This window comes from Methylobacterium brachythecii (assembly GCF_014196345.1).
Taxonomy (GTDB): domain Bacteria; phylum Pseudomonadota; class Alphaproteobacteria; order Rhizobiales; family Beijerinckiaceae; genus Methylobacterium; species Methylobacterium brachythecii.
In genome coordinates, this window is the sequence record NZ_JACIDN010000001.1 from 149,005 (window position 1) to 170,801 (window position 21,797).

Consider the following 21,797-nt stretch of genomic DNA (forward strand, 5'->3'; position numbering starts at 1 on the left):
CGCCGGTGCTGCCGTCGTCAGCGGCTGGAATCCGGGATATTCGGCAGCCCGTGTTGCTGCCGGTCTTTGCGTTCGGGTCTCAAGCTGTCGAGAATCAGGCCCACCACACCGGCCACGATCGCTGCGTCGGCGATGTTGAACACATACCACGACCAATCGCCCGCATGCAGGTGGACGAAGTCGAACACGGCTCCGAATACGGCCCGATCGATGGCATTGCCGATGGCTCCGCCGATGATGAGGCCGAGCGCCACCGCCAGGAGGCGCGACGTGGCGCGGCTCATCCAGAATCCGAGCGCGATGGCTGCCGCAATCGAGAGCCCGACCAGCAGCCAGCGGCCGAAATCACCCTCCTGCTGGAACATCCCGTAGGACACGCCGCGATTCCAGACGACGACGAAGTCGGTGAAGGGCGCGATTCGCCAAGGCTGCGTCAGCACGAGGTCGGTGCGCAGATACAGCCAGAGCTTCGACGCCTGGTCGATGACGAGCGTCAGGATCGCCGCGACGAGGCCGAGACGGAACGGGGCCATCAGGCCTCACTCGGATGCGCAGCATCCCATTCGCGCAGGGCCTTGGCATCGCGGGGGGTGACGTCGGGATAGTCCGGATCGCTGCCGACGTCGGGTGAGACACGCCAGGAGCGCGCACATTTCCGGCCCTCGGCGGTCTGGGGCACCACGGCAACGCCCTTGATCTCGTCGAGGCGGAAGGCGTCGGCGGGTCCCTCACCGGCGCTCACCCGGATGCCGGAGGTGATGCAAACCTCGGCGAAGTCCACGCCGTCGAGCGCGGTGAGAAGCTCGGGATCTGAGACGAAGACCTGCGGAGCGGCCTCCAGGCTCGCACCGATACGTTTGGCAGCCCGTTCGATCTCCAGGGCACCGGTCACCACCCGACGGACGCGACGGATCTTCTGCCAACGCACGGCGAGAGCGTCGTCGCGCCATTCTACCGGGGTTTCTGGCAAGGTCTGGAGATGCACCGAGCCGTCCTCGGACGGATAGCGCTCCAACCAGGCTTCCTCGGCCGTGAAGGCGAGGACCGGTGCCAGCCAGATCACGACACGGCGGAAGGCTTCGTCAATGACCTGGAGCGAAGCCCGACGGACCGTCGACGAGATTGGATCACAGTAGAGCGCGTCCTTGCGCACGTCGAAATAGAAGGCGGAGAGATCGCCGGTCATGAACCCGTTGAGCAGCGCCACGATCCGCTTGGTATCGAAACCCGTATAGGCCTCGCGGATCTCGCCATCGAGCTGAGCGAGCCGGTGCAGGATGAAGCGCTCGAGCTCCGGCATGTCTTTGAATGAAAGGTCGTCACCCGGTACGTGATGCGCCAGCGAGCCGAGCATCCAGCGCAATGAATTACGGAGCTTCCGATAGGTTTCGGCAAATGTCTTCACGATCTCCGGGCCGATCCGCAGGTCGTCCGAATAGTCGGAGGCTGCGACCCAGAGGCGGAGGATGTCTGCGCCCGATTCCTTGATCACACTCTGCGGCGCGACGACGTTGCCCTTCGACTTCGACATCTTCTCGCCCTTGGGGTCGAGAACGAAGCCGTGGGTCAGCACCACGTCGTAGGGCGCAAAGCCGCGCGTACCGCAGGATTCGAGCAGCGAGGACTGGAACCAGCCGCGATGCTGGTCTGAGCCCTCCAGGTACATGACCCGGTCCCGACCACCTTCACGGACCCGCTTGATGTCGGCGAGGCCTGGGAAAGCCTGCGGATCATCGAGCACGAATGCGTGGGTCGAGCCGGAATCGAACCAGACGTCGAGGACGTCGGTGACCTTGTCGTAATCTGCCGGGTCATGGTCCGGAGCGAGGAAGCGGGCGCCGTCGGCATCCGAGAACCAGGCGTCCGCACCCTCGGCTGTGAAGGCCTCTGCGATGCGGGTGTTCACGCGCTCGTCGCGAAGCACCTCGCTGGTGCCCTTCTTGACGAAGACGGTGATCGGTACGCCCCAGGCGCGCTGACGCGAAACCACCCAGTCGGGCTTGTTGCCGACCATGCCGTTGATGCGGTTCTTGCCCTGGGGCGGCACCCACTGTGTCACCTCGATCGCCTCGAAGGCGACCTCGCGCAAAGTGCGGTTGCCGAGCGCATCCACCGGCTTGTCCATCGCAATGAACCATTGCGGGGTGTTGCGGAAGATGACGGGTTTCTTCGATCGCCAGGAATGAGGGTACTGATGGCGCAGCACGCCGCGGGCGATGAGGCTGCCGGCCTCGGTGAGCGCGGCGATCAGCGCCTTGTTGGCATCGCCCTTCTCGCCCTTGTGGTTGAGAACGCGCTTGCCCGTAAAGCCCGGAGCCTCCTCGGTGTACATGCCGTCGGCGTCTACCGTGTAGGGGATGCGGGTCTCGATTCCGCTCTGAGTCAGCCGGCGGCCATTGGCCATCCAGACCTCGAAATCCTCACGACCATGGCTCGGCGCCGTATGGACGAATCCGGTACCAGCCTCGTCGGTGACGTGATCGCCGTCGAGGAGCGGAACCGCGAACTCGTAGCCGGCAACACTGCCGTTCAGCGGATGCGAGAGTGTCAGCTCGGCGAGCACCTCCGGTGAAACGTCCCCGACCCGTTCGAAAGCTTCGACACGAGCTGCCTTGAACACCGTCTCGGCGAGTGCATCGGCGAGCAGGAAGGTCTCGCCGGTCTTTGCCCAATTGTCCTCGGCCGCCGCCGTGATGCGGTAGAGCCCGTAGGCCACGCGCTTGGAATAGGCGACGGCGCGGTTGCCGGGAATGGTCCAGGGCGTGGTGGTCCAGATGACGATGCGAGCATTGGCCCATTCCGCGGGCGCGCCGTCACGCATCCGGAAGGCCACGAAGATCGTGTCGCTGACGTGCTCCTCGTACTCGATCTCGGCCTCGGCCAGCGCGGTTTTCTCGACCACCGACCACATCACCGGCTTCGACCCGCGGTAGAGCTGGCCAGTCACCGCGAATTTCATCAATTCGGAAGCGATGCGCGCCTCGGCTGGGTAGGCCATGGTCGAATAGGGATGCGCCCAGTCGCCGGTGACACCGAGCCGTTTGAACTCGTCCCGCTGCACGTCGAGCCACTGCGCGGCGAAGGCCCGGCATTCCTGGCGGAATTCGAGGATCGGCACCTCGTCCTTGTTCTTGCCCTTGGCCCGGTACTGCTCCTCGATCTTCCACTCGATCGGCAGGCCATGGCAGTCCCAGCCGGGCACGTAATCGGCATCGTGCCCGAGGGCGCCCTGCGAGCGCACGATCACGTCCTTGAGGATCTTGTTCAGCGCGTGCCCGATATGGATGTTGCCGTTGGCATAGGGCGGCCCGTCATGAAGGACGAAGCGCGGGCGTCCGGCGGATTCGCGACGAATGCGGCCATAGAGATCGTTGCGTATCCAGCGCTCCAGCAGCAGCGGCTCACGCGTCGGCAAGCCGGCCCGCATCGGGAATTCGGTCTTGGGCAGGAACAGCGTCTTGGAATAGTCGCGGCCCGGGCCAGCATCGTCCGGCGCGGCAGGATTGGCGGACTCGGTCATCGGTTCGGTCTTGCTCGTCTCGTCTCGCGCTGGGTCAGGAGGCAGACCGTAGTGCGCTCATGCGCACATGCGGACCTGTTCCGGCATCTACGCCCGGCCGCGCGCAACAGGCGCGGCGCTCAGGCGGAGGCCGGGCCGGTAATTCGAGGACGCGGCGGCGCGCCCGTCAGATCATGGGCCTCGAGCATGCGGCGCTTCTAGCAGCGGGTTTTCCCGCGCGCCAGCAGACAACGGTGTGTGACCGATTCATCACGAATCCGGGAATGAGCAATCTTTCGTGGCACTTTTGGCAAGCCTAGCCGTTGGGGCCACACGAGTCCGAGAGCCGACGAACATCTCGGAAGCGGAACACAACGAGAAGCACCAAGAGGTCCGCATGAAACATCTCCTCCTCGCCGCTACGGTGGCCCTGTCCGCCTTGACCCTATCGAGCGCTGCGGATGCCCAGGGCGTTCCCGGTGGCATGAGCCGTGGTGCTCACGAGGGTAACCGCGTGGCTGGTCCGGTCGGTGGAATCGTAGGTGGCGCGGTTGGCGGTGCCGTCGGCGGAGTCAATGGCGTGCTCGGAATCGATCCAGGCCGTCGCGCCTACCGTACCCGCATGCGCTCGCATCGCGGCTATCGTCACCGTCACCACCGCTGAGTTCAGTTCCGCGCGTCATGGACCTCGTTCCAGCGGCGCGCGGGCCATCTTTCGTCGGGAAGAGCACGTGCGGTCGAGGCTAGGCTTCTGTTCCGACGTACCTTTTGAGCGAATCGGCATCCCCTTCGCCGGATGGCGCCCTAGCTATTCCCCGGAGACCAGAGAGGAGCTGGAATGTCCCGCGACCAGAGTCACGTCATCGACCGCGCCGAGACCAAAGCTGCAAAGGCTGCCGAGCAGCATGCGAAAGCCTCGGCAATCTGGGAAGAGATCGAGGCCGATCGGCGGGCCTTGGACAATCGCACAGAGCGGCTGCGGGCCCTGCGTCTCGCGCGCCAATCCGACGGACGTGATTAGACCGTCTTCCGGTACAGTAAAAGCGGTCTTCTTCCCGAAGACTGCCCTTTGATTCTCTGAATGCATCGTATTGTTCGTGTTTCGACCGAGGCGGTCGAAACACGACGTGATCGACATTAGTCCCGTGCAGTGTCGGCCAGCGGAGCTGGAGGGCGCAAGGCGCTCTCCAAAGAATCAGACCGGACGTGCTACCGCATCCGATGCGACGGGGCCGATCAGCGTCTCGGCTTCGTGGTCGTGGTCGTCCTCCGGATCACCATCGGTTTCCGGATCGGCCTCGTGGCCACTTACGCCTGCGGCTTCCGCGAGATTGCCGGCGGCCTTGCGCAGGAGCTTCCGAAGCCGGCGCTTTTCCTTGCCTTCGAAATCATCGAGTAGCTCGGCTTCGACCTCGTCCCAGATCTTCTCGATAGCCGCCGCCTTGGCGAGGCCGGTCTCGGTGAGGCGCACACGCACGATCCGACCGTCGCCAGCCTCGGCACGGCGCTCGACGAAGCCAAGGGCAGCCAGGCGAGAGATGGTCTTCGAGGCGGTGGGCGGGCGCACGCGCAGCGTCGCGGCAAGGTCGCCCATGGTCATCGAGCCGGCCACGGCCAGCGCCTGGACCACCTGTTCCTGACCGGCGAAGAGATCGAGCGCGGCGAGCCGGTCGCCGACTCGAGCGCGGTGGAGGCGCGCGGCCTGGACGAGCGCCCATCCGACGCTCTTGGCAGCCGGCGGCCTCATCGGTTTGGCTGACTTGCCGTCCTTGCCCAAAGCGCGTTTGCCCGTCTGTCCGGTATCGCCGCCATGCACCTGAGCATGCGCGATCGTCACCAATGCGTCCGCCGGCTCCAATTGCCTCGCCGACATGACCGAATGCTCCTCGAACCGATGGACGAGCGAACGCATTCGCCTCTCAGCGCTGCTCGATTCGGGAGCATCTGCCAGCCTAACCGTGACGGTGAGATGACGTAAAGCTTATTCGGCTTTGTTTTGTTGTTCGTCGCGTAGATTACCGTCTTCTTGTTGCAGAGACGACCGCCACGATTGCGCGCATGCATCCCGCAACACCGGTTCGACGGAGCGACGACTCGGGTTTTGCTTCTTTCGCATCCGCGATGACGAAATAGAATCGTTCAGCAGGTCGGCATCAGGCTCTTGAGTCGGGCCAGAATGTCTTCGCCGGCACAGGGTCGGGCGATGAACTGGGCTCCCTCCGGCATCCGGTCCGGGTCGGGGGCGGCGCGCCCCGAGACGATCAGGATCGGCAGTTCAGGCCGGGACTGAGAGACCGAGTTGGCGAGTTCGAAGCCGTTGGTGCGGCCCGAGAGTTCGACGTCGGTGACGAGGCCGCAAATGTCGGGCCGGGCTTGGAGGATACTGAGGGCGCGTTCGGCGGAGGCGCATTGCACGGTGTCGTAGCCGCCATCCTCAAGGACGTCGCCGAGATCCATGATGGTCAGCGCCTCGTCCTCCACCAGGAGGATCACGGGGCGGTCGTCTGCCGGAATCGTGTCGCTCGCCACGCTGTCACTCCTGAGCTGATTCGAGACCCGTCAGGCGGCTTTGCGCCGCTCGTTGCTCGAAGGAAGGCTAGTGCTGGATTCGTGATCAGCCAACGAGGAACGAAAGCCGTGGTTGCAATGCGGCAGTGATGTCGCAGGAGGAGGCTAGACCGAGAGCCCGCTCACGATGCCGCGAACTGCCTCGATCAACCGGTCGAGATCGTCCTTGGCGATGGTCAGGGCGGGAGTCAGGTAGACGATGTTACCGAACGGGCGCACCCAAACGCCGTGCTCGACAAAGGCCGCCTTCAGCGCGGCGAGATCAGGATTGCCTCGGAGCTGAACCGCTCCGATCGCGCCGAGAATGCGCACATCCGCCACAGCCTTTGCCGCTCGCAGTGGCTCCAGGCCCGCGGTGAGCTGTTCCCGGATCGCCTCAGCTTGAGCGAGACGCGGCTCGGTCTCGAACAGGTCGAGGCTGGCATTGGCAGCGGCGCAGGCGAGTGGGTTCGCCATGAAGGTCGGGCCGTGCATCAGCGCTTGCGCTGGATCGTCGGACCAGAAGGCGGAGAAGATCTCGGACGTGGCGACCGTGGCGGCGAGGGCCATGGTGCCGCCGGTGAGCGCTTTCGACAGGCAGAGGATGTCGGGCACCACGCCGGCCTGCTCGCAGGCAAAGAGTGTTCCCGTGCGGCCGAACCCGGTAAAGATCTCGTCCACGATCAGGGGCAAACCGTGGCGCCGGCTGAGCCGGGCGATGGTGGCTAGGGTCTCGGGCGGATGCATCAACATGCCGCCGGCGCCCTGAACCAGCGGCTCGACGATCACCGCCGCGAGCTCGTGCCGATGCGATGCCATGGTCGCGTCGAGTGCCGCTTCCCATTCGGCATTCTTCGGCAGTTCGCAGAAGATCTGCGCCGGAACGTAGGCACCGAAGCGGTGGTGCATGCCCTCGTCGGGATCGCAGGCCGACATCGCGCCCATCGTGTCGCCATGATAGCCGCCGCGAAAGGCGAGAACGCGGGTTCGGCCCTGCACGCCGCGGTTCAGCCAGAACTGCACCGCCATCTTCAAGGCGACCTCGACCGCCACCGAGCCGGAATCGGTGAAGAAGACGTGGTTCAGATCGCCCGGCAGAAGGACGGCGAGCCGGGCGGCCAAACGTTCGGCTGGTGTATGGGTCAAGCCGCCGAACATGACGTGCGGCATGCGTGCGAGCTGGTCGCCGACCGCCTCGCGAATATGCGGGTGATTGTAGCCGTGAACCGCCGTCCACCAGGAGGCGATTCCGTCGATCAGCTCACGCCTGTCGGCTAAGATGATTCGGCTGCCGGACGTCGCCACCGCTTCCAACGGAGGCGCGGCGAGCTTCATCTGCGTGTAGGGCCGCCAGAGGTGATCGCTGCGCCGCTCGCTCATGGCGACGGGATGCGAGGCGATGGCGACCTGGGTCAAGCCTGGATCAGGCGAAACTCAGCGGCGCGGCTCCAGCGGGCGGCCGCTGCGGCGCTCGACGATCACGGTGGGGCGGGTCCGGCGCTCGACTACGACGGGGCGCGGCGCGCGGCTCGGCGAGCCGGGGCTCATCACCCGCTCCGGCATCCGGTCGAAGCCGCGATCGGGCATGCGCTCGATGCTGCGCTCACGCGGACGCTCTTGCCGCTCCTTAGCAGCGGCGATCACCTGGGGACGCACCTCGTCGAGGGGCAGGCCGATCAGGCCGGCCGCGATCTCGACCTGCTGCTCAAGGTCGTCGGCGAGATCCTGCGCGGCGGCGATCGCCTCGACAATCGTCGGCGGCTCCTTGCGCACCCGGATCGGGGGGAGTTCGGCGAAGGACTTCGGGGTCTTCTTCACGGCACGACTCGCATTGGTCATGGCCTGAGACTAAGCGCTTCCCCGAGCCTTGTGCACTGCATCAAACGAGGAAAGAGCTATCCGCCGGACGCATACGGCCATGCTGCTGCCGGCGCGGTCAGATTGATCCCGTCCTGCGGCTCAGCGCCAGCACATAAGGCGGGCAGATGACACGCGTACTGCGAGTTGTCTGCGTCAAAGTGCCGCAGGCTGGAAGCTACTCGTCGGCGAGGCGGGCCATCAGCTCGGTCGATAGGGCGAAGTTCACGAAAACCCGCTGCACGTCGTCCTGATCCTCGATGACCTCCACGAGGCGGATCAGCTTCTCACCGGTCTCGTCGTCGACGTCGACGGTGTTCTGGGCCTTCCAGATCAGCGAGGTGCGACGCGGATCGCCGAAGCGAGCCTCCAGCGCCTTCGAGACCTCGCCATAGGCGGTCTGCTCGCAGAAGATCTCGTGGCCCTCGTCCGAGGAACGTACGTCGTCGGCACCGGCCTCGATCGCGGCTTCCAGCACGGCATCGGCATCCCCGACCTCGGGGGCGAATTCGATCAGCCCGACATGGTCGAACATGAAGGCGACCGCGCCGGTCTCGGCGAGGCTGCCGCCGGACTTGGTGAAGGCCGAGCGTACGTCGGAGGCGGTGCGGTTGCGGTTGTCGGTCTGCGCCTCGACGATCAGCGCAGCGCCGCCTGGGCCGTAGCCCTCGTAACGGATGTCCTCGTAGTTCTCGCCGTCGCCGCCAGCCGCCTTCTTGATGGCGCGCTCGATGTTGTCCTTGGGCACGTTCTCGGCACGGGCCGCCAGGATCGCCGCACGCAGGCGCGGGTTCATGGCCGGGTCGGGCATGCCGAGCTTGGCCGCCACGGTGATCTCTCGGGCGAGCTTGCCGAACATCTTCGAGCGGACCGCGTCGACGCGGCCCTTGCGGTGCATGATGTTCTTGAACTGGGAATGCCCGGCCATGGCGCGACCTTCTTCGTCTTCGTCGATCGGCGGAGGCCTCCCTGGGATCGGGATCCTCGACACCGCGCGTGTGGGAATGGGGCAGCCTTATAGGGCGGGCTCGCGCGCACTGGCAACGCGGATGGCGTCAGCTCAACCGCGCTTCAGCAACCGCTTGGCTTCGGCGCGCGCCTTGTGCTCGAGCCGAGCCAGCGCCACGCGACGCTCAAGCGACAATCTCGCCTCCCCGCCCGGCGGCACCGCGATGATCTCGGCGACCGTCTCGCGCTCGCGGTAGAGACTCTCCAGGGCGGAGCCGGCCAACGTCGCCGAATCGAGTCTGTTGGCGAAGGCCGTTTCGTGAAAAGCCCGCACGATCTCGGCCTCCAGCACAAGGCCGGGCGCCAGGGCACGCTCGCGCTCGTCGTAGGCCGTCTTCAGCAGACTCACAGTTCCACCGGACACGAGGGCGAGGCTGACGGCGAGAGGGCGTCCGTCGAGCGTCAGGCTGTCGGCTCGGATGCCGACCGGTCCCGGCTGATCGGCGAACAAGGCGCGTGCGAGGGCAAGGGTGTTGGGCCGAGAGGCGAGTGCCGTGCCGGCTTCGCCCTTCCAACCGGACAGTTCCAGGGCGAGGAAATCCTCCAGCGCAGCGGCCAGTGCCTCGCCTTCCGTCGCCGTCACGAGATCGAGCTGGCCCGCTTCGGCGATACGGCGCTGACGGCGGCGCAGATCCTTCAGCCGGCTCTTGTGCGGATGATCTTTTAAAAAGGCGTCGTGGGTCGCGCGACGGTCGAGCACGGGACGCTCGAATCCATCAACGGTGCTTGTGACCCAGCCGGCTTCCCGCATGGTGTCCAACAGTCCGCTTCCGGCCGGACCCGAAACCGTCAGCAAGGGCCAGCGCCAGGCACGGCCGCGCGACGCCTCGGCCAGGCCGTCGACGAAAGTTGCCAGGGTATCGCGGAAGCCGTCCGCCGCCACGAGCGGTGCGCTCGACGGCATAAAGGGCGAGAGCACGGGCTGCGCCACCAGACTGCCGAAGCCGGTGATGTCGAGGCCCGTGCGGAAGGGAAGCAATGCGTTGATCCGACTACCGTCGCGCACGGTGACGAAAGACAGGTCGTCGCGCATCAGGCCAGCGCGCAGATGCGCCTGAATGACATGGCGACTGAAATACGGGTGCGGTTCGAGCGCACGCGAGACGAGATCGTCCCAAGCTGCCGGCTCGGCGCCGAGGGCCGCCGCATCGACCACCTGGACCGATAGCCGGCTTTGTTTGACGCTCTGGATCACGCTCGACCGGCGGCGAAGACGTGCGATCACCGGCGGGTCCTGTGCATGAAGAAGTCGGAAAAAGCCGGCGTTGCGATACCGTGGATGGCACGGGCGCCGAGCGCCATCGCGGCAGCGCGTAGGATCGTCATGGCTGCCATGGCCAAAGCCGCGCCGATCAGGCCGAGCCAGGGCACCAGGACAAAACAGAGGCCCGCACCGATGGCGAGCATCGCTACGGTGATGCCGGCACAGAGCCGTTCGCCACCGAGCATGGTCAGCAGGTCCTCGCCCGGACCAAACAGGCTCGCACCAACGCTGCCAATGACGAGCACGGTGAGGACAGGAAGGCTCTCGCGGAATTCGGGACCGAACAGGCCGAGCAGCAGCGGGGCCATGATCACGGTGCCGGCGCCGACGAGCGCCGTCGCGCCGAGGACCCAGCGGGCCTGATCGCGCACCAGAGCATTCAACCCCGCGAGATCACCACGCGCCTTCGCCGCGGTGAAACGCTGCGCGGTGGCGGCGGAGGCCGCGTAATGCACGAAGACCACGAATTGCTGGATGCGCGTGGCGGCAAAGTAGAGACCGACGGAGGCGGGCGAAGTCAGGAAGCCGAGCAGCACCACGTCGACGAAGCCGAAGGCCGCGGTAGCGAGGTCGCCCGCGGCGATCGGCAGGCAGGCCGTCAGCCATTCCCGCCAATGATAGCGCCGGCTTCCGGTGAGAGCGGGCGGGCCGAGGCGCTTGAGCAGCAGGGCCGCTTGGACGATCACGGCGATCGCCGTGGCAAAGAGTGTGCAAGACACCGCGACGGAGGCCTTGGCCGGTGCGCCGAGCAGAACCGCGAGAATCATCGCGGCCATGATCAGGCCCTGGCGCAGCAGGTAGGGCGGCGCGATGGCGAGCACGGCCCAGTTCCGGCTGCGGGCGACGCCTTCGAGATAATCCTGGAATGCGAAGAGCGGCAGGACGAGCGCGCCGAGCACGATCGGCGCGCCGTAGGGACTGGCGAGCAGACTGCCCTCGGCCTTCAGCATCAGGAGCCCGACCAGGGACAGGATGAGGCCTCCGGCCATACTGGCGGCCGCTCCGCCAGCCAGGAAACCGCGTACCTCGGCATGACGCCCGAGCGCTTCGTCCGCCGGCATGAAGCGGCAGGCGCCCTGCGATAGGCCGAGCGTCGCCGAATGGCCGAGGATCGCGATCCAGACCCAAACGGCCGCGAAGATTCCGTATTCCGCCCCGCCCATCATGCGGGCCATCAGGACTTGGGCGATATAAGCGAAGCCGGCAGCCGCGATTCGCACTGCGAAGACGCTCGCGGCGGAGAAACCCGCGCCCGAGCGCACGGCCTTGAGCCGCCCGAGGGCAGCTCCGAAGGCTGCATCGACGGTGAGACCCGCTGCCATGACGGCCCTCCGCGAGACGGCGTGCGCCGGCGCACACGCACCATCAAGCGTTCTAGCGGCGGCAGCGTTTCGAGGCGGTTAAGCCGGTTGCCGAGTCGGGGGCGGAAGAGCATGTGAGCCGCCGAGTGGGCCGCAAATCAGTTTTTTCCCGGAGCATCCGATGATCGACCTGCATTACTGGCCCACCCCGAACGGTCACAAAGTGACGCTGTTCCTGGAGGAGACAGGCCTGCCCTACCGGATCCAACCGGTGAACATCGGCAAGGGCGCCCAGTTCGAGCCCGACTTCCTCAAGATCGCCCCGAACAACCGCATGCCGGCCATCGTCGATCACGAGCCGGTCGATGCCGGCGCCCCGATTTCGCTCTTCGAATCCGGCGCGATCCTGCTCTATCTCGCGGAGAAGACGAAGAAATTCATTCCGGAGGACATCCGCGGCCGGGCCGAGGTGCTGCAATGGCTGTTCTGGCAGATGGGCGGCCTCGGGCCGATGGCCGGCCAGAACCACCATTTTTCGCAATATGCGCCAGAGAAGATCCCCTACGCGGTGAATCGGTACGTGAACGAGACCAACCGCCTCTATGGCGTGCTCGACCGTCGCCTCGCCGACCGTGAATTCGTGGCGGGTGCCGCGTACTCCATCGCCGACATGGCGGCCTATCCCTGGATCGTGCCGTGGGAGAAGCAGGCACAGAAGCTCGACGACCACCCGCATCTGAAGCGCTGGTTCGAGGCGATCGCCGAGCGTCCGGCGACCAAGGCCGCCTATGCTCGCGCGCCCGAGGTCAACCCGGATTTCGGCAAGACCATGAGCGAAGATGCCAAGAAGGTGATGTTCGGCCAGACGGCGGGCAACACCAAGCGCTGAGCGGCGTCGGCATAGCGGGGCATCGAGCCGCGAACGGTGACAGCAACGGGCGGCTTTTGTAGAGAAGCCGCCTGTCCGTCCCGTGCCGAAAGCCTCTGATGTCCCACGACGATCTCGCCCAGACCATCGAAGCCGCCTGGGAAGACCGCGCGAGCGTCTCCACCACGACCACCGGCGCCGTGCGCGAGGCCGTGGACGAGGCGCTCAACCTGCTCGATTCCGGCAAGGAGCGCGTCGCCTACAAGACCGGCGATCAGCCGGGCGAGGGCTGGCAGGTGAACCAGTGGCTCAAGAAGGCCGTGCTGCTCTCCTTCCGCCTCAACGACATGAGCGCGATCGAGGGCGGCCCGAACGCCTCGCCCTGGTGGGACAAGGTGCCGTCGAAGTTCGAGGGCTGGACGGAGCGGGAATTCCGCGCCGGCGGCTTCCGGGCCGTGCCGGGCTGCTTCGTGCGCCGCGGCTCCTACATCGCGCCGGGTGCTGTGTTGATGCCGAGCTTCATCAATCTCGGCGCCCATGTCGGCGAGGGCACCATGGTGGATACCTGGGTGACCATCGGCTCCTGCGCCCAGGTCGGGAAGAACTGCCACATCTCCGGCGGCGCCGGCATCGCGGGCGTGCTCGAGCCGCTGCAGGCCAACCCGGTCATCATCGAGGACAATTGCTTCGTCGGCGCTCGCGCCGAGGTGGCCGAGGGCGTGATCGTCGGGGAGGGCTCGGTGCTCTCGATGGGCGTCTATATCGGCGCCTCGACCCGCATCATCGACCGCAGCACCGGCGAGACCTTCTATGGCCGCGTGCCGCCCTACTCCGTGGTGGTCTCGGGCACGATGCCCGGCAAGCCGCTGCCGGACGGCACGCCCGGCCCGGGCCTGTACTGTGCGGTGATCGTCAAGCGCGTCGATGCCAAGACGCGGGCCAAGACGGGCATCAACGAGCTGCTGCGCACCTGAGGAACGGCATCCCGAGGCATCCGCTCAGCCGTTATAGAGCGGATGCAGGTGCCTCAGCTTGTCGGGATTCCGCATCACGTAGATCGCGGTGATGCGGCCATCCTCGATGTCGAGCGCTGTGGTCTGCAACTCGCCATCGGCCTCGCGGGTGACGAAGCCTGACAGTCCGTTGATGGATCCGGCATAGACGAGGTGTGACGGGTGCGCACCGAAATGGCGTGAGAGCGCCCCATGAAGCTTCATCACGTCCTCGATCCCGAACAGCACGCGGAGCGCCGCCGAGCGCTTCCCACCGCCATCCGAATGGAGGCTGACATCGGCGGCCAGCAGGCCACCGAGCGCCGCCATGTCGCCGCTGCGTGAGGCGGTGAAGAAGGCCTGAGCGATGGCGAGCCCACGCTCCTTCTCCACCTGAAAGCGAGGGCGGGCCTCGCGGATGTGAGTGCGGGCCCGTGCGGCGAGCTGCCGGCAGGCGGCCGGGTCGCGATCGATCGTCGTCGCCACTTCCTCGAAGGCTACGCCGAATACGTCGTGCAGGAGGAAGGCCGCGCGTTCGAGCGGGGAGAGCCGCTCCAGCGCCAGCATCAGCGGCAAGGTCACGTCCTCGTCCTCCGGCTCCTCGACGACCGGGTCGGGAAGCCAGGGGCCGATATAGGTTTCGTGCCGCCGCCGAGCCGATCCGAGCTGGTCGAGGCAGAGCCGGGTCACGGTCCGGCGCAGGAACGCTTCCGGCTCGCGGATCGCGGCGTGATCGACCCCCATCCAGCGGATGAAGGCCTCCTGCACCACGTCCTCGGCATCTGCGACGGAGCCGAGCATTCGGTAGGCGACCCGGATCAGGCGAGGACGCAGCGGATCGAAGGAGAGCGCTGCATCCTCGCCCGTCATCTGCGCCATTAGCCAACCGCCTGCAGGGTTTTGACGGCCTCCGGCTCCATCCAGAGCCTGAAGCCGACGGCGAGGCGGTTCCAACCGTTGATCACGTTGATCATCACGGTGAGCTTCACCTGCTCGTCCTTGCCGAACTTGGCCGCGAGGGCGTCGTAGGCCTCGTCGTGGGGAGGACCGTCGGAGAGACGCGTCAGCGCCTCGGTCCAAGCCAGCGCTGCACGTTCGCGATCGGTATAGCAGGGTGCCTCGCGCCAAGCCGAGAGCAGGTGCAGGCGCTGCTCGGTCTCGCCCTGCGCGCGCGCCTCGACCGTGTGCATGTTGAGGCAGTTGGCGCAGGCATTGATCTGCGAGGCGCGGATCTTCACGAGCTCGATCAGCTGGGGTTCGAGGCTGGCACCGGCGGCCAGCGAGACCGCCATCCATTGCTTCATGAGCTGAGGGGCGGCAGCGTAGGGGTCGAGTCGGGCGGTCATGGTCGGTCTCCGTTTCGTGGGGTCCACCGTCATGACGAAACGGCATCGCCAGATGTGACATCGGCGGCGATTACGCGACCCGCGTAGCGATTGGATCGCCGTCCAAGCATGGCCATATGACGGGTCCCGCTCACCGGATTCCCGTATGCCCTTTCCCGCCACCTCCCTCGCCACGCTTCTCGCCGTGCTCGTCTATTTCTGGATGTCCATGCAGGTCGGCCGCACCCGCGGTGCCGTGGGTATCCCGGCTCCGGCTATGACCGGCAACGATCTGCTGGAGCGCACCATCCGCGCGCACATGAACACGCTGGAATGGATGCCGATCTTCCTGCCCGCACTCTGGCTCTTCGCCCTCGGCTGGGGTGACAAGCTCGCGGCCTTGTTCGGCGTGATCTGGGTGATCGGCCGGATCGTCTATTTCCTCGGCTATATCCGAGCGCCGTCCGGCCGGGCGATGGGCTTCTACATCCAGGCGCTCGCTGGGGCGGTGCTCCTCTTCGGTGCGCTGGGGCGGGTGGTCTGGTCGCTCGTGACCGGCGCCTAGCGGTCGCGATCCCCATGGATCGATGACCGGCTGCATGGTTTAGTCTCGGGCGGCGATGCATGTTGCTGGCCGAGGACCCCGCGCCGTGATCCGCTCTATGTGACAGGCCAGAATGGCAGCTCCCGTCCACGCCACGCGCACCCTCGATCTGACGGTTGCCGGACACCGCGTTCCGACACCCTGCGACGTGCTCGGCGAGGGGCCGGAAGCGCTGCTCCTGCCGGCCCTGTCCTCGATCTCCTCGCGTGAGGAGATGCTGCCGCTGGCACGCGAGTTGTCGGCCTCCCATCGTTGCCTCGTGCCCGACTGGCCGGGTTTCGGCGCGCGGGAGCGAGCCCAGATTCCGCTGGAGCCGGCCAGCATGCATGCCTTCCTCGATGCCCTGCTCACTGCCGCGCCCGGTCCCTATGCCCTCGGCGTTGCGGGGGGTCACGCGGCCGGCTATCTCGTGGCCGTTGCTGGCCGGTATCCGACGGCGTTCGGACGGCTGGTGCTGATCGCGCCGACCTGGCGCGGGCCGCTGCCCACCATGATGGGCGAGGCGCACGCGGCCTGGTTCGGGCGGATCCGCAGGGCGATCGAACGGCCGGTGACCGGCGAGTGGCTCTACCGGCTCAACATCAGCCGCCCTGTGATCGGCCGGATGATGCGCGCGCATGTCTATGCCGATCCGGCCCATGTTACGCCGGAGGCGATCGCGGCCAAGCACGCGATCACGCGCCAGCGTGGCGGACGGTTCGGGACCGCGGCCTTCGTCACCGGCGGCCTCGATCCGGTGGCGAGCCGCACGGCCTTTCTCGGCCTGTTTCGTGAGGGATTGCCTCCGATCAAGGTGCTGCGGCCGGAATCCGCGCCGCGTCGCTCCGGTGCCGAGATGGACGCGCTGATCGACGACGAGAACGTCTCGGCAGCCCGGATTCCCGGAGCCCTGAGCCCGCATGAAGAATATCCACGCGAGACTGCTGCGGCGATCCGCGTAGTCTAAGACGGAACTGTGACGCGGGTGTCGCACGTCGATGCCAAGGGGCACTCCCCGCCCCGTTATCACGCCGCATGATGCGGCCATTGTCATCCGGGACCGATTCGATGCTTCGCCTGTCGTGCCTGCTGGCTGCGCTCCTCCTCTCGACCGCCCCGCTCGCGGCAGAGCCGGTGGCGCAGGCCAAGGAGAAGTCGGCACCCTCGCTCTCCGCCGATCCGGTGAACCCGGACAAGCCGGCCCAGAAGCCCTACCTCGCGGACGAGACCGCGCCCGACACGCTTGCGATCCTGCCGCCGCCGCCCGGTGGTCATACTGCCGGCGAAAGTGCGGACCGTGCCGTCTACAACATGACGCGGGCGATGGTCGGGACCCCTCGCTGGGATCTCGCCACCAGCGACGTGGCCGAGGGCTCCGAGGCATTGTTGGAGAACATGTCCTGCGTGCTCGCGCGCCGGCTCGATCCCAAACGCGTGCCGACCCTGATCACGATGCTCGATCGCGCCCGCCTCGACCTCGTGCGCGCCGTGCGCGCGCCGAAGCGCCATTACCGCCGGCTGCGCCCCTTCGTCGGCAACGAAGCGCCGATCTGCGTGGCGCGCGATCCCCATCTCTCCGACAGTTTCAGCTACCCCTCCGGCCATGCGACTCAGGGTTGGGCCTATGCCCTGATCATGGCAAGCCTGCTGCCCGAGAAGGCCACGCCGCTGCTGCTGCGCGGTCGCCTCTACGGAGAGAGCCGCGTCGTCTGCGGAGTGCACTGGATGAGCGACGTGGTGGCCGGGCGCACCAACGCCTCGATCGTCGTCGCGGCGCTAATGGGGGATGCCGGCTTCCGCGCCGATCTCGATAAGGCGCGGGCGGAGCTCAAAGCCGCCCTGTCCGGAGAGGGCACGATGCCAGACGCAGCGGCCTGCCAGCGCGAGGAGGTAGCGGCGCGCGAGACGTTGCCCTAGGGGCTCCCCCGGACAGGGGCAGCAATGCGGAGCAAATGTCGATGAAGGTTACCGTTATGGGAGCCGGTGCGGTCGGCTGCTATTACGGCGGCCTGCTGGCGCGCGCCGGCCACGCCGTCACGCTGATCGGCCGGCAGCCACATGTCGATGCGGTGCGCAAGCGTGGCCTTCTGCTCGAGATCGGCGCCAGCTGCGAAGCCGTGCCCGTGACCGCCACTACGAACAGCAACGGTGTCGCGGATGCGGAACTGGTGCTGGTCTGCGTCAAGTCGGGCGACACCGAGACTGTCGGCCGCGATCTCGTCGCGCACCTCTCGCCTGGGACAACGGTGCTCAGCCTGCAGAACGGCATCGACAACGCCGAGCGGTTGCAGGCCGTGATCGAGCGGCATGTCGTTCCGGTTGCGGTCTATGTCGCCACCGAGATGGCAGGGCCGGGCCACGTCAGGCATCACGGCCGTGGTGACCTGATCATGGGCGAGTGTCCGACGAGCGGGATCATTGCCGCCGTTTTCGAGGCCGCTGGCATTCCGACCACGATCTCTGCCCGGGCCATCGATGCCCTGTGGGGCAAGCTGATCCTGAACTGCGCCTACAACGCGCTCTCGGCGATGACCCAGCTCCCCTATGGCCGCCTGATTGGCATTCCCGGCATCGATGTGGTGATGACCGACGTCGTCGAGGAATGCATGGCGGTCGCGGCAGCCTCGGGTGTCGTGATCCCACCGGACTGCCTGACCGGCATTCTCGCACTCGCCGATACGATGCCGGACCAGTTTTCATCGACGGCGCAGGATCTGGCGCGGGGCCGCCCGAGCGAGATCGACCACCTCAACGGCACCATCGTCCGCCGAGGTCAGGCCCTGAACGTGCCGACGCCCGTGAACCGTGTGCTGTACACTCTGATCAAGGCGTTGGATTCGAAGCAGCAGGCGGCGTGATCGCCAATACGGTCAAGGCGATCAACACCACGATCGGCAGCCCGATGCAGGCGAAGCTCAACTGGGCAACCCCTAAAGCTCCTATGAGTGCTCCCGCAGCAAAGGCGACGATGGCCGGAAGCAGGCGCACGAACCGCGCGCGCGTCTGACCCGGATTGCGAGCGGTCTTCAGGGCAAGGTCCGTCGCGTCGATCACGGCCTGGCTCACGCTCACGGTCATCACCGTGGTGGGCGCGAGATGGCCGAGCGACAGCCGGCCGATCGCGTTCTGCAGACCCATGGCCGCGACCGCGAGCATGCCGACGAGAAGTGCCGGTACCCCATCCGGTGCACCGATGGGCGACCACAGCGTGCCGCAAAGTCCGAACCCCGCGAGCAGAACCGCTTCGACGGCGAGCAGCCAGGGCAGCGCATCGGAGCCACGCCGCTCCAGGAGCAGCGAGAGGATACGCGCGGCCGCCACCGCTCCTATGAAGACCGGTAGCGCCAGGAGTTTCGCGAAGACGCCGGTGGAACTCGTGACCAGCTCGGCACCGATCAGGACGAAGTTTCCCGTGACGTGAGCCGTGAACAGGCCGGTCAGCGCGATAAAAGCCGCCGCATCGACGAAGCCGGCGACGAAGGCGAGGGCGGTTCCAGCGGAAGCGGGCCGGTCCTGGCCCTCTGCGACCCTAGTCGACATCGGACGAGAAGGTCACCGCGACCGGCATATGCGGATTGGCGTAGTAGTTCGGCCAGCGCTCGCAGAGGTAGAGGATCGTCACCATCAGCGCGGCCGCCGCCAGCAGCGCAGCGAGCCCTTCCGTGACGTAGCGCGCCCACTTGCCGAGCGCCTGGATGGCGACGCAGCCGCCGACGAAGATCGTGGCCATGACGACGGGGGCGGTCATCGCGAGGGGCTCGGTATCCGGTTCGAGAACGGCTTCGCTCCGACCTTTAGGACTGCCTTGCTCCAACCCGGTATGGATATCGGTTATCACGAAGCATGATGAGCAACCTGAACGTCGACCTGCTCCGCTCCTTCCTGGCCGTGGTCGAGAGTAGCAGCTTCACGGCGGCGGCCCAGGCGCTCGGCGTGCGGCAATCCACGGTGAGCGGGCACATCGCGCGGCTGGAGCAGGCTTTGGGGCGCTCCCTGCTCATGCGCGACACCCATCACGTCGCGCCGACGCCGGACGGCCAGGCCATGATCGGCTTCGCGCGCGACGTACTGGACTCGCATGACCGGCTGCGCGCCTTCTTCTCCCCGAGCGGCCTGCGCGGCCGAATCCGCCTCGGCGTCTCCGAGGATTACACCCTGTCGGCGCTGGCCCAGATCCTCGCGCGGTTCTCGAACCGCCACCCTTCCGTGGACGTGCAGCTCACGATCGGGCTGAGCCGGTCCCTCTACCAGGGCTACGATGCGGGCGAGCTGGACGTGATCTTCTGCAAGCGCCGGCGCGGCGACCCGCGCGGCGAACTGGCCTGGGCGGAACACCTGATCTGGGCGGGCCGTCCCGGCTACGTCCCCGATCCGGCTCTGCCGTTGCCGCTCGTCCTCTATCCGCCGCCTTCCATGAACCGCACCCTGGCGCTCGATGCCCTCGAAGCGGCGGGCCGCTCCTGGCGGATCGCCTGCACGAGCGGCAGCCTGATGGGGCTCCACGCGGCGGTCGTCGCAGGCCTCGGCATCGCGCCGCATTCGGCCAAGGTGATGCCATCGGGCCTGGCTCCCGTGCCGGAGACGGCAGGGTTGCCCGCACTCGGCGAGGTCGAGTTCGTGGTGCTCGGGCCGGGGCGCCACCACGTCGTCGCGACGGCCCTGCAGGAGACGATCCTGGCGAACACGGCGGAGCTGCAGGGCGTCTCGGGGGACTGAGCTTTGCGCCTCAGAATCCGTCTGAATCCCGCCTGTCGACGCTCGACAGCATCGCGCGGGCGGCGCCGTGGCGGATCTCTCCGGTCTCGCAGGTCCGGCAGATCGCGCCGACATACCAGCCGTCGATGACGGTCTCGGCGAAGAGCGCCGACTTGAAGCCCGGGCGTGCCTGGGTTTCCAGAACCCACCACTCGCGCGGCCCGATGGTTTCACGCTCCAGCGAGCGCCGCAGCGTGGCCTGCTCGCCGGTATTCTTCACGGCGGCGCGCAGTCGCGCGTAGCGCGACAGGGCCGTCGCGTAGAGGCCGGAGAGACGGCTGGCGTCGTCGTCGCCCTCCACGCGATCGTTTTTCAGGACGAAGGTGCAGGATTCCTGGCTGCGACGGCAGGATTCCGAATGGCAGACGATCTGCAGCCGGCGGTAGCCCTTGGTGTCGTATGCGACGGGTGCGGAGGCCTCGTCGTCGGCCTGCCAATCGGCCGGCAGCGTGGCGGCGATGCCGTGATCGAGATCGAGGCGGCTCGGCCTCGCCCCCTCGCCGACATGGGCCGTGGAGGCGGAGAGAAGCGCGGCGAGGATCGGTGCGGTTCTCATGTCGTCACCTTTCTGGGCAGACCGTGAGCCGCGGCCAGGGCCTCGATCCTGGCTATGGCCGGCGCATCCAGGATCGTCAGGGACAGGGGAATGGCGAGGCCGCGCGCCAGCGGCAGGAAGACGTGGGTCGAGGTGCGCTCGAATCCCTCGAACGAGGCCCAGCTGAACCGGGCCGTCGCACCGTCGTGCCGGGTGGCGATGCCGTCCTCGTCGATCGCGGCCTGGATCGTGCCGGGACGGGCCTGCTCGGCGAAGTGGCGCCCCCAGGCCTGGCTCGACCTTCGGCGCAGCGGCCTCTGCGCGAGCCAGAGCAGGCCGAGCAGCACGGCCACCGCCAAGGCAGGCATCCAGAACAGGTCGCCGAACATGTCGATGAAGAGCGGCAGCGCGACGTCGAGTGGCAGGCGATAGGGATCGACCACCCAGCCGAAAACGAAGAGCAGCGGAGCGATCAGGCTGAGGATCGCAAACAGGATCAGGAAGCCCTTCGCCCGCTGCCAGCGCGCCTTGGGCAATTCCTGGGCGCGCCATGTCACGGCGGCGTAATCGGCCGCGCCGAGCACGTAGCTCAGCCTTAGGGCATTGGCCCGGGCGGGTAGCTCGCCCTTGACCGAGGGTCTCGTGGTGTCCCCGATCAGCCCGCACCACGAGCGCAGCTCCCGGAGAAGGGCAGGGTCAAGCCCCCGCTTCGGGATCACCGTCGGCTCCTCGACGCGGCTCGCGACGAGGACGAGGCAGCGATCGCTCTCGGCGAGGCGGGCATACCAGTGCCAGGGCACGACACCCGACCGCACGCCCTCGTCGGAGGCGACGCCGTCCTCGTCGATGCGGTAGCGGATTCGGAGCGGCTGGCGAAAATCCGCGCGCAGGTCATTTCGGATGGCCCTGCGCAGGCGCCAGAGCCGCGTCGCCCAGGCCACCAGGGCGCCCGCCGTGATGATCCCGAGAAAGATCCCCGCCGGCATCAGCGACAGCTTTTCGAGATCCCCGAAGAACCCCGCGATGCTCCTGCGGCCGCCCGCCGTGGCATATTCCGAGACGATGCCGAGCAGGGTCAGGCCCCAGATCACCGGCAGGAAGACGGTGAGGATGCGTCTGCGCTGCCGCGCCTGCGCCTCCTCGTGAACGGCGAGGAGGGCATCGGCCCAATCGTCGAGCGTGATCTCGACCTCGAATTCGGGAAGCGACTGCGTCGGCGTCGTGACCGGCGCAGCTGCACGAATCGAGGGGACGACGCCCATT

At 66.9% G+C, this 21,797-nt stretch carries 24 protein-coding genes; 9 read left to right on the forward strand and 15 right to left on the reverse strand.

Annotated elements, in window-relative coordinates; all coding sequences use genetic code 11:
- Nucleotides 1-17 precede the first annotated feature (17 nt).
- The gene (gene lspA / locus GGR33_RS00665; RefSeq protein WP_183501461.1) at nucleotides 18-533 is read right to left on the reverse strand and encodes a signal peptidase II; all 516 of its coding nucleotides are present in this window, start codon (nucleotides 531-533) and stop codon (nucleotides 18-20) included.
- A complete protein-coding gene (gene ileS, locus GGR33_RS00670) occupies nucleotides 533-3,520 on the reverse strand; it encodes an isoleucine--tRNA ligase (protein ID WP_183501462.1) in 2,988 nt (995 codons plus the stop codon). The genes lspA and ileS overlap by 1 nt, the downstream gene beginning before the upstream one ends.
- Nucleotides 3,521-3,896: 376 nt before the next feature.
- Between ileS and GGR33_RS00675 the strand changes: the two genes are divergently transcribed.
- Nucleotides 3,897-4,163 (forward strand): hypothetical protein, encoded by a 267-nt coding sequence (locus GGR33_RS00675; protein ID WP_183501463.1) that lies wholly within the window; start codon nucleotides 3,897-3,899, stop codon nucleotides 4,161-4,163.
- A 174-nt stretch (nucleotides 4,164-4,337) separates the two neighbouring features.
- Complete coding sequence (locus tag GGR33_RS00680) at nucleotides 4,338-4,520, forward strand: hypothetical protein (RefSeq protein ID WP_183501464.1); 183 nt, start codon at nucleotides 4,338-4,340, stop codon at nucleotides 4,518-4,520.
- 174 nt (nucleotides 4,521-4,694) lie between these two features.
- Here GGR33_RS00680 and GGR33_RS00685 read toward each other — a convergent pair whose 3' ends face one another.
- From GGR33_RS00685 to GGR33_RS00715, 7 genes are all read right to left on the reverse strand, one after another.
- On the reverse strand, nucleotides 4,695-5,357 hold the full coding sequence (locus tag GGR33_RS00685; RefSeq protein ID WP_425488735.1) for a MarR family winged helix-turn-helix transcriptional regulator: 663 nt from the start codon (nucleotides 5,355-5,357) through the stop codon (nucleotides 4,695-4,697).
- Between the two features lie 281 nt (nucleotides 5,358-5,638).
- Nucleotides 5,639-6,028 (reverse strand): response regulator, encoded by a 390-nt coding sequence (locus GGR33_RS00690; RefSeq protein WP_183501466.1) that lies wholly within the window; start codon nucleotides 6,026-6,028, stop codon nucleotides 5,639-5,641.
- 144 nt (nucleotides 6,029-6,172) lie between these two features.
- Nucleotides 6,173-7,426, reverse strand: coding sequence for an adenosylmethionine--8-amino-7-oxononanoate transaminase (locus GGR33_RS00695; protein ID WP_183502091.1), 1,254 nt, complete (start codon nucleotides 7,424-7,426; stop codon nucleotides 6,173-6,175).
- A 54-nt stretch (nucleotides 7,427-7,480) separates the two neighbouring features.
- A complete protein-coding gene (locus tag GGR33_RS00700) occupies nucleotides 7,481-7,885 on the reverse strand; it encodes a hypothetical protein (protein WP_183501467.1) in 405 nt (134 codons plus the stop codon).
- 196 nt (nucleotides 7,886-8,081) lie between these two features.
- Complete coding sequence (locus GGR33_RS00705; protein ID WP_183501468.1) at nucleotides 8,082-8,831, reverse strand: YebC/PmpR family DNA-binding transcriptional regulator; 750 nt, start codon at nucleotides 8,829-8,831, stop codon at nucleotides 8,082-8,084.
- 132 nt (nucleotides 8,832-8,963) lie between these two features.
- Nucleotides 8,964-10,133 (reverse strand): GNAT family N-acetyltransferase, encoded by a 1,170-nt coding sequence (locus GGR33_RS00710; protein WP_425488736.1) that lies wholly within the window; start codon nucleotides 10,131-10,133, stop codon nucleotides 8,964-8,966.
- The gene (locus tag GGR33_RS00715) at nucleotides 10,133-11,497 is read right to left on the reverse strand and encodes an oligosaccharide flippase family protein (RefSeq protein WP_183501469.1); all 1,365 of its coding nucleotides are present in this window, start codon (nucleotides 11,495-11,497) and stop codon (nucleotides 10,133-10,135) included. Before GGR33_RS00715 ends, GGR33_RS00710 begins: the two co-directional genes overlap by 1 nt.
- Nucleotides 11,498-11,657: 160 nt before the next feature.
- On the opposite strand from GGR33_RS00715, the gene GGR33_RS00720 reads away from it, so the two are divergent.
- Entirely contained in the window at nucleotides 11,658-12,365 is a 708-nt protein-coding gene (locus tag GGR33_RS00720; protein WP_183501470.1) for a glutathione binding-like protein, read from the forward strand.
- Between the two features lie 98 nt (nucleotides 12,366-12,463).
- Nucleotides 12,464-13,318 (forward strand): 2,3,4,5-tetrahydropyridine-2,6-dicarboxylate N-succinyltransferase, encoded by an 855-nt coding sequence (gene dapD, locus GGR33_RS00725; protein ID WP_183501471.1) that lies wholly within the window; start codon nucleotides 12,464-12,466, stop codon nucleotides 13,316-13,318.
- A 24-nt stretch (nucleotides 13,319-13,342) separates the two neighbouring features.
- Here the strand turns inward: dapD and GGR33_RS00730 are convergent, their stop codons facing one another.
- Together GGR33_RS00730 and GGR33_RS00735 are read right to left on the reverse strand one after the other, a co-directional pair.
- Entirely contained in the window at nucleotides 13,343-14,215 is an 873-nt protein-coding gene (locus GGR33_RS00730; protein ID WP_183501472.1) for a sigma-70 family RNA polymerase sigma factor, read from the reverse strand.
- On the reverse strand, nucleotides 14,215-14,682 hold the full coding sequence (locus GGR33_RS00735) for a carboxymuconolactone decarboxylase family protein (protein ID WP_183501473.1): 468 nt from the start codon (nucleotides 14,680-14,682) through the stop codon (nucleotides 14,215-14,217). The genes GGR33_RS00730 and GGR33_RS00735 overlap by 1 nt, the downstream gene beginning before the upstream one ends.
- A 145-nt stretch (nucleotides 14,683-14,827) precedes the next feature.
- Between GGR33_RS00735 and GGR33_RS00740 the strand changes: the two genes are divergently transcribed.
- From GGR33_RS00740 to GGR33_RS00755, 4 genes are all read left to right on the forward strand, one after another.
- Complete coding sequence (locus tag GGR33_RS00740) at nucleotides 14,828-15,226, forward strand: MAPEG family protein (protein WP_183501474.1); 399 nt, start codon at nucleotides 14,828-14,830, stop codon at nucleotides 15,224-15,226.
- Nucleotides 15,227-15,338: 112 nt separating this feature from the next.
- Nucleotides 15,339-16,211 carry an alpha/beta fold hydrolase gene (locus GGR33_RS00745; protein WP_183501475.1) on the forward strand — a complete coding sequence of 291 codons (873 nt, stop codon included), beginning with the start codon at nucleotides 15,339-15,341 and terminating at the stop codon, nucleotides 16,209-16,211.
- Between the two features lie 68 nt (nucleotides 16,212-16,279).
- Complete coding sequence (locus GGR33_RS00750; protein ID WP_425488723.1) at nucleotides 16,280-17,161, forward strand: acid phosphatase; 882 nt, start codon at nucleotides 16,280-16,282, stop codon at nucleotides 17,159-17,161.
- Nucleotides 17,119-18,102 carry a ketopantoate reductase family protein gene (locus GGR33_RS00755; RefSeq protein ID WP_425488737.1) on the forward strand — a complete coding sequence of 328 codons (984 nt, stop codon included), beginning with the start codon at nucleotides 17,119-17,121 and terminating at the stop codon, nucleotides 18,100-18,102. The genes GGR33_RS00750 and GGR33_RS00755 overlap by 43 nt, the downstream gene beginning before the upstream one ends.
- Here GGR33_RS00755 and GGR33_RS00760 read toward each other — a convergent pair.
- On the reverse strand, nucleotides 18,068-18,784 hold the full coding sequence (locus GGR33_RS00760; protein WP_183501478.1) for a YoaK family protein: 717 nt from the start codon (nucleotides 18,782-18,784) through the stop codon (nucleotides 18,068-18,070). The two genes, GGR33_RS00755 and GGR33_RS00760, sit on opposite strands and share 35 nt — an antisense overlap.
- A complete protein-coding gene (locus tag GGR33_RS00765) occupies nucleotides 18,774-18,992 on the reverse strand; it encodes a hypothetical protein (protein ID WP_183501479.1) in 219 nt (72 codons plus the stop codon). The genes GGR33_RS00760 and GGR33_RS00765 overlap by 11 nt, the downstream gene beginning before the upstream one ends.
- Before the next feature lie 98 nt (nucleotides 18,993-19,090).
- On the opposite strand from GGR33_RS00765, the gene GGR33_RS00770 reads away from it, so the two are divergent.
- Nucleotides 19,091-19,960, forward strand: coding sequence for a LysR family transcriptional regulator (locus GGR33_RS00770; RefSeq protein WP_183502095.1), 870 nt, complete (start codon nucleotides 19,091-19,093; stop codon nucleotides 19,958-19,960).
- 10 nt (nucleotides 19,961-19,970) lie between these two features.
- Here the strand turns inward: GGR33_RS00770 and GGR33_RS00775 are convergent, their stop codons facing one another.
- Nucleotides 19,971-20,555 (reverse strand): hypothetical protein, encoded by a 585-nt coding sequence (locus GGR33_RS00775; protein ID WP_183501480.1) that lies wholly within the window; start codon nucleotides 20,553-20,555, stop codon nucleotides 19,971-19,973.
- The gene (locus GGR33_RS00780; protein WP_183501481.1) at nucleotides 20,552-21,796 is read right to left on the reverse strand and encodes a YcxB family protein; all 1,245 of its coding nucleotides are present in this window, start codon (nucleotides 21,794-21,796) and stop codon (nucleotides 20,552-20,554) included. Before GGR33_RS00780 ends, GGR33_RS00775 begins: the two co-directional genes overlap by 4 nt.
- Between the last annotated feature and the right edge of the window lies 1 nt (nucleotide 21,797).

Bases quoted from the DNA above. Each gene is read 5' to 3' on its own strand.
- lspA (WP_183501461.1), bottom strand. From the start codon at position 533: ATGGCCCCGTTCCGTCTCGGCCTCGTCGCGGCGATCCTGACGCTCGTC.
- ileS (WP_183501462.1), bottom strand. From the start codon at position 3,520: ATGACCGAGTCCGCCAATCCTGCCGCGCCGGACGATGCTGGCCCGGGC.
- GGR33_RS00675 (WP_183501463.1), top strand. From the start codon at position 3,897: ATGAAACATCTCCTCCTCGCCGCTACGGTGGCCCTGTCCGCCTTGACC.
- GGR33_RS00680 (WP_183501464.1), top strand. From the start codon at position 4,338: ATGTCCCGCGACCAGAGTCACGTCATCGACCGCGCCGAGACCAAAGCT.
- GGR33_RS00695 (WP_183502091.1), bottom strand. From the start codon at position 7,426: ATGAGCGAGCGGCGCAGCGATCACCTCTGGCGGCCCTACACGCAGATG.
- GGR33_RS00700 (WP_183501467.1), bottom strand. From the start codon at position 7,885: ATGACCAATGCGAGTCGTGCCGTGAAGAAGACCCCGAAGTCCTTCGCC.
- GGR33_RS00705 (WP_183501468.1), bottom strand. From the start codon at position 8,831: ATGGCCGGGCATTCCCAGTTCAAGAACATCATGCACCGCAAGGGCCGC.
- GGR33_RS00715 (WP_183501469.1), bottom strand. From the start codon at position 11,497: ATGGCAGCGGGTCTCACCGTCGATGCAGCCTTCGGAGCTGCCCTCGGG.
- GGR33_RS00720 (WP_183501470.1), top strand. From the start codon at position 11,658: ATGATCGACCTGCATTACTGGCCCACCCCGAACGGTCACAAAGTGACG.
- dapD (WP_183501471.1), top strand. From the start codon at position 12,464: ATGTCCCACGACGATCTCGCCCAGACCATCGAAGCCGCCTGGGAAGAC.
- GGR33_RS00730 (WP_183501472.1), bottom strand. From the start codon at position 14,215: ATGGCGCAGATGACGGGCGAGGATGCAGCGCTCTCCTTCGATCCGCTG.
- GGR33_RS00735 (WP_183501473.1), bottom strand. From the start codon at position 14,682: ATGACCGCCCGACTCGACCCCTACGCTGCCGCCCCTCAGCTCATGAAG.
- GGR33_RS00740 (WP_183501474.1), top strand. From the start codon at position 14,828: ATGCCCTTTCCCGCCACCTCCCTCGCCACGCTTCTCGCCGTGCTCGTC.
- GGR33_RS00745 (WP_183501475.1), top strand. From the start codon at position 15,339: ATGGCAGCTCCCGTCCACGCCACGCGCACCCTCGATCTGACGGTTGCC.
- GGR33_RS00750 (WP_425488723.1), top strand. From the start codon at position 16,280: ATGATGCGGCCATTGTCATCCGGGACCGATTCGATGCTTCGCCTGTCG.
- GGR33_RS00760 (WP_183501478.1), bottom strand. From the start codon at position 18,784: ATGTCGACTAGGGTCGCAGAGGGCCAGGACCGGCCCGCTTCCGCTGGA.
- GGR33_RS00765 (WP_183501479.1), bottom strand. From the start codon at position 18,992: ATGACCGCCCCCGTCGTCATGGCCACGATCTTCGTCGGCGGCTGCGTC.
- GGR33_RS00770 (WP_183502095.1), top strand. From the start codon at position 19,091: ATGAGCAACCTGAACGTCGACCTGCTCCGCTCCTTCCTGGCCGTGGTC.
- GGR33_RS00775 (WP_183501480.1), bottom strand. From the start codon at position 20,555: ATGAGAACCGCACCGATCCTCGCCGCGCTTCTCTCCGCCTCCACGGCC.
- GGR33_RS00780 (WP_183501481.1), bottom strand. From the start codon at position 21,796: ATGGGCGTCGTCCCCTCGATTCGTGCAGCTGCGCCGGTCACGACGCCG.